Raw genomic sequence first — 421 nt, 5'->3', positions numbered from 1 at the left:
CACCCTCCCAAAGGGGAGGTGGGCCACCCGCTGCCGTCAATTCTTCCGGGCCAACCCCGCCCCTCCCGACCACCACCGCGAATCTGTGGATAACTTCGCGAAACTCGTCACGGCCCTCACTCCGACGAGTGAGTAATTGCGTGTGAAGCTCTGCGGATGGGTCCGGCGGGGTTTCCACAGGGTGTGGACAATGGGGGAGTGCCCCGCGAGACCGGTAGGACCCACGAGAACGCCCACGAGAACGCCCAGGAGAACGCCTACGACACTCCTTCGGGCGAGCCGCGCCGGCCCGATCCCGCGCGCGCCGCGCGAGACGCGCTCGGGGCCGCGCTCGGCGACCGGAGCGACCGTTCGCTCGACACCGCCGCCTCCCTCCTCGCCGCACTCCCCGCCACCACCGCCCACGCCCTGCTCGCCGAGC

At 70.8% G+C, this 421-nt stretch carries 1 pseudogene; it reads left to right on the top strand.

The annotated features are described in order from the left end of the window. Positions 1–198: 198 nt before the first annotated feature. Positions 199–421 (top strand): annotated as a pseudogene (locus G3I42_RS16020) (aromatic acid decarboxylase); the annotation flags it as partial.

Source organism: Streptomyces sp. SID11385, assembly GCF_010548245.1.
Lineage (GTDB): Bacteria > Actinomycetota > Actinomycetes > Streptomycetales > Streptomycetaceae > Streptomyces.
Note: the sequence above shows the minus strand (reverse complement) of the source record. Positions and strands in the feature narration are given on the sequence as shown.